Source organism: Prolinoborus fasciculus (assembly GCF_056724605.1).
This window is the reverse complement of sequence record NZ_JBWZQN010000106.1, coordinates 1-4,262: the sequence shown is the minus strand read 5'-3', so window position 1 is coordinate 4,262 and position 4,262 is coordinate 1. Positions and strand designations below refer to the sequence as shown.

At 42.5% G+C, this 4,262-nt stretch carries 4 protein-coding genes; 2 read left to right on the top strand and 2 right to left on the bottom strand.

Features of this window, described 5'->3' with window-relative positions:
• Positions 1-299 (bottom strand): nucleotidyltransferase domain-containing protein (locus tag AC1P5O_RS16150; RefSeq protein ID WP_499006387.1); only part of this gene is annotated, 299 nt, incomplete at its 3' end.
• Positions 300-1,394: 1,095 nt separating this feature from the next.
• On the opposite strand from AC1P5O_RS16150, the gene AC1P5O_RS16145 reads away from it, so the two are divergent.
• Together AC1P5O_RS16145 and AC1P5O_RS16140 are read left to right on the top strand one after the other, a co-directional pair.
• The gene (locus tag AC1P5O_RS16145) at positions 1,395-1,796 is read left to right on the top strand and encodes a MobC family plasmid mobilization relaxosome protein (RefSeq protein WP_050041694.1); all 402 of its coding nucleotides are present in this window, start codon (positions 1,395-1,397) and stop codon (positions 1,794-1,796) included.
• A complete protein-coding gene (locus AC1P5O_RS16140; RefSeq protein WP_176453806.1) occupies positions 1,786-3,600 on the top strand; it encodes a relaxase family protein in 1,815 nt (604 codons plus the stop codon). The genes AC1P5O_RS16145 and AC1P5O_RS16140 overlap by 11 nt, the downstream gene beginning before the upstream one ends.
• A 45-nt stretch (positions 3,601-3,645) precedes the next feature.
• Here the strand turns inward: AC1P5O_RS16140 and AC1P5O_RS16135 are convergent.
• The coding region (locus AC1P5O_RS16135) for an ANT(3'')-II family aminoglycoside nucleotidyltransferase (protein WP_499006385.1) at positions 3,646-4,262 on the bottom strand (617 nt) is incomplete at its 5' end.

Here is a 4,262-nt window from a genome sequence, read left to right as displayed (position 1 = left end):
TGTAGTTCGTAGCTGAGTGGATAACTGCCTGAGAGAATTTGCTCTTTAAGTACGATGGTGACTTCAAGTGCACGCTGTGCAGCCCCAATTGGATACGAAATTTTTAATAAGGTTTCTGCCAGTTGCTGTCTTTGATGGAGTGTCAGTGCTTGATTCACCACAACCAAAACATCCAGATCACTTTCTGGACCTAGCCCGCCATCAACAGCTGAACCATACAGATAAATGGCAAAGAGGGATTCACCCAAAAGCTGCTGTAAAGATTCTGTTAACTGTTCAAGTTGCAAGGTTTCGGACATGCTTGACCTCTTTTTCGGGCATGAGTTAGGAGTAGGAGAAACAAATAAAAATCTTGTTAAAAAATTTGAAATATATAAAAAAAGAGTCCTTGCAACAATTCTAATGAAAAGTTGTAGTTAAAACCTAAAGAAAAACCCCTCTGAGTCTTGCAACTTAGAGGGGTTTTGTCTTAAATTTGGTGGTACGCAGTTATTTGATGTTAAGAGCATCAAGTAACGAAGATCAGCAGAGTTAGACGCTCGTACTGATTTCACCTTTCGGCTTGTACCGCTTTTCAGATTCTATCAAATTGATAAAAAATGGCAAGCATTGTATCAGTAAAAAGTCTTTCGTTACTTGATTCTCGTTCATCCAATAAGCAATACATAGACTGTATTCGAGCCTTATCAGCTTCTGTTCGCCTTTTTTAAAGGAAGATATGCGGTGCATGTGGAGGGAATAAGTGTCACTGGTGCATCGTAGCGATAGTGAAGATCGAGAGATTGGAGCTAAACCGTTACAGGGGAATCCCACACAAGCGGAGCGTTGAGAGTAGTTGTATAGGTTGGTTAAGTTGCATGTTGGAGAAATCCTCGCAGAGATACCACCATACTTCGACAGGGAGCGCGTGGGGGAAGGTACAAAACTTTTAGTCCTTGTCTACCATGTATGTAAAGCATGGTGCGGATACGACCGATGCGTGGCTCCGTCAGCCTAATCAGGTTAAATCGGCAATACTTAAGGGAAGTGTCATTTTTTGAATGACAGCCCTTAGGGAGAGTATTGCCGAAACTCTCTCAACGTCCACCATCTGCCTGAGCGAAGCGAAGGCTGTGGTGGCGGTGAGAAAGAGTTGAGCGTCTTTAGTTTTACAAGATTAATGCCAATACTTTCTAGAGTTTATATACCGAGTCATTTGATTTAATAATTTATAGAACAAATTTGTCCGTAATTGATAAGCAAGGATACACAGTTACCCCTATTTCACGATGTTCAATAGTGCTAAGCTGTGACCTTGATCAGGGGCTTCACCCCCGATACCCCGAAAACCGGCTTAAAGAAAAATCAAAGATTTTCCCTTAAACCGGTTTCATACCGAGAATTGGATTGATCAAATGGAAATAGATTCAGTAACTAAACAGAAAGCGGTTCGGGAACGGACGTTTAAAGTCAGACTTTCAGAATCAGAGTACCAATTGCTTGATGCTAATAATCCTTTTGGTTCAATCGCAAAGTTGCTACGTCAATCGGCAGTAGAGAAAGCAACACAGATTCATAATTCAAAAGCAGATGATGACCAAAAAATTAAAGCAAAAAACGTTGTTGAATCTTCATATACCAAGACAGAACGTTCTTTAATTTTAGAGTTAGGTCGCATAGGTAATAACGTCAATCAGATTGCCAAGGCTATTAATACGGATATTGCAGGGACAGGTACTTTTGACAAAGTGAAGTTACTTCATTTGTTGATTTCCATAGATCAGCAACTTCGGGAGTTACGTCCAGATGATCGTTGATTTTTTTAGACATGGCACAGGTTTATCCAAAGGTTGTCTAGATTATTTACTTGGTGAAGATCGAGTGCGAGAACATGCACAGGTTTTAAGTGGTGATGTGGAGCTGACAGCACAACTCATTGATAGCAGCCCTTTTGCCAAGAAATATACCAGCGGTTGTTTATCCTTTTACGAGCATGATTTATCTGACCAGGATAAACAGCAGATCATGCAGAATTTTGAGCAGTGTCTTTTTCCTGGCCTTGATCAAGATCAGTATAAAGTTCTATGGGTACAGCACCAAGATAAGGTGAACCAAGTTACTGGAGAGACTCGGCTTGAGCTGAATTTTGTGATTCCTAATGTGGAACTTTCGACAGGCAAACGGCTACAGCCATTTTATGCACCGGTAGATCTCGATCGAGTAGATCTGTTTAAGCAGATTACCAATGCGGAACATAGACTGTATGACCCTGATGACCCGAACAATCAGCAGCTTTTAATCAATAAGAAGAACCTCCCAAAGGACGTTCGGGACTTTAAAGCGCAATTACATCAACGTATCTATCGAGCCGTTGCCAATGGTGAAATTGCCGATCGGCAAAAATTGGTTGAATGGCTTGAGTCCAATGACGTCAAAGTCACCCGACAGACCCAAAAATCAATATCAATTGAAAATCCATATGAGGGCGCAACACGTCCTATCCGTTTGAATGGAGAGGTTTATGAGCAAGGCTTTAGAGCTACTGGCGAATATCGACAAGAAGTACAACAGCGAATTGCAACGTACCGAGGAACAACTTCTGAGCGGTATCGAGCAAACGTCACAGATTATCAAAGACAACTTAAGCACAAGAGCCAATATCACAGCGACCGCTATCCAACAGTCAGACGAGAAATTAGCGCAGAACCTACAGAACAGCTCACAGCAGATCGAAAAGCAGCTCGACCAGTACCAAGCCTTGCTACAGTCCAAATTGAGCCGTTTAAAGCAAATGAACGAGCAGATACAGACAGAAGAACAGCAAGTTCAGAACAAAAGCCTACTGAAACAGCTTACTACTTTGAATATGGCACTGATTTTGGGCGCTGTTATTTTGATTATTCTCATTATTGCGCTCAGTTTTATGGGGAAAAGCAAGTACAGCGAGATTCAGACGCTCAATATGACGATCAACGAGAAACAAATGCGAGTGGATCACCTGAACCGATCGGGGGGCAGTTTGACGTTCAGCACATGCAGACAGCAAAACAGCAAAGCCCAACGCTTATGTATTCAGATCAACAAGAATGCAGGCGAATGGCAGAACGGTTACATGATTCCGATGGGGTATTAAACGATGACCGAATTAGAAACACAGTTATTGAAAATCATCGAAGAACAACAGCAGCAATTACAGCAACAACAAGCGCAATTGCAGCAGCAACAGCAGAGTTTAGACGTGATGCAAAAGAAAATTATCCAAGCCTTATCAGCACAATCAAAGGCAATGGAGAGCGTACAGAAAGGCTTAGTGCAAACACAAAAGTCATTATCGACAACACAGACGCAATTTCACGAATTAGAGAGAAGTACGGCAACGTATACCGAGCAGATCAATGGCAAAGTCAGAGAGATGAGCCAAATTACAACGAACTACGAGGACGTACTGGAGAAAATCTCAACCGTACAGCAGTCAGTCTCGTCAGAAGTAGCCAAAGCGCAGCAGAATTTGCTCGAAACGTCCGAACTATTGAAGCGAATATCATCCAGATGAAGGAACGGAAAATGGAAATGGAACAGCCCCAACCTAAGCAAGATCGAGGGATGAGTTGGGGGATGTAGGGCTTATAGAAGCCCGTCAGCTCAAAATGCTTGGTTAAAACACTATTACTTGATTAGGCTACTCTTCTTATTAAATTGTTCATCAATTTTTGAACTAAGGAAGTCAACAACAGGGCCTAAAGCCTGATGCTGTTGTTGCCAGTTTTGTTTGCGTATCTCACCTTTATATTCTTGGATCATGCGCTGCAAAATGGGTTGATGCAGCGACGGTAACTGAGCTATCACCCAGTGTGCGGCTTGGTCTTTAGGCACAATCTCATTCGTTATCAAGCTAAAATAAATACGGCATAAGGCCAAAATCTGATTACGTTCATCGGCATCCTCATCCCAATGTGCCACAATAGAGGGATAGGTGTCTGCCATTGCCTGCCAGAGGTGCTGTTCAGGAATTGCCGTTGACCACTGTGTCAAACTTGGCCCCAACAAACTACGATGATGCATTTGTGCTTTCTTCAGCAAAATACTCAGATCAGGGTCTGTATGTGCGCGGAGCAAAGCACCTTGGTTTAACTCCTCCCGTAACCACTCCCCAAATTGTAGTTCGTAGCTGAGTGGATAACTGCCTGAGAGAATTTGCTCTTTAAGTACGATGGTGACTTCAAGTGCACGCTGTGCAGCCCCAATTGGATACGAAATTTTTAATAAGGTTTCTGCCAGTTGCT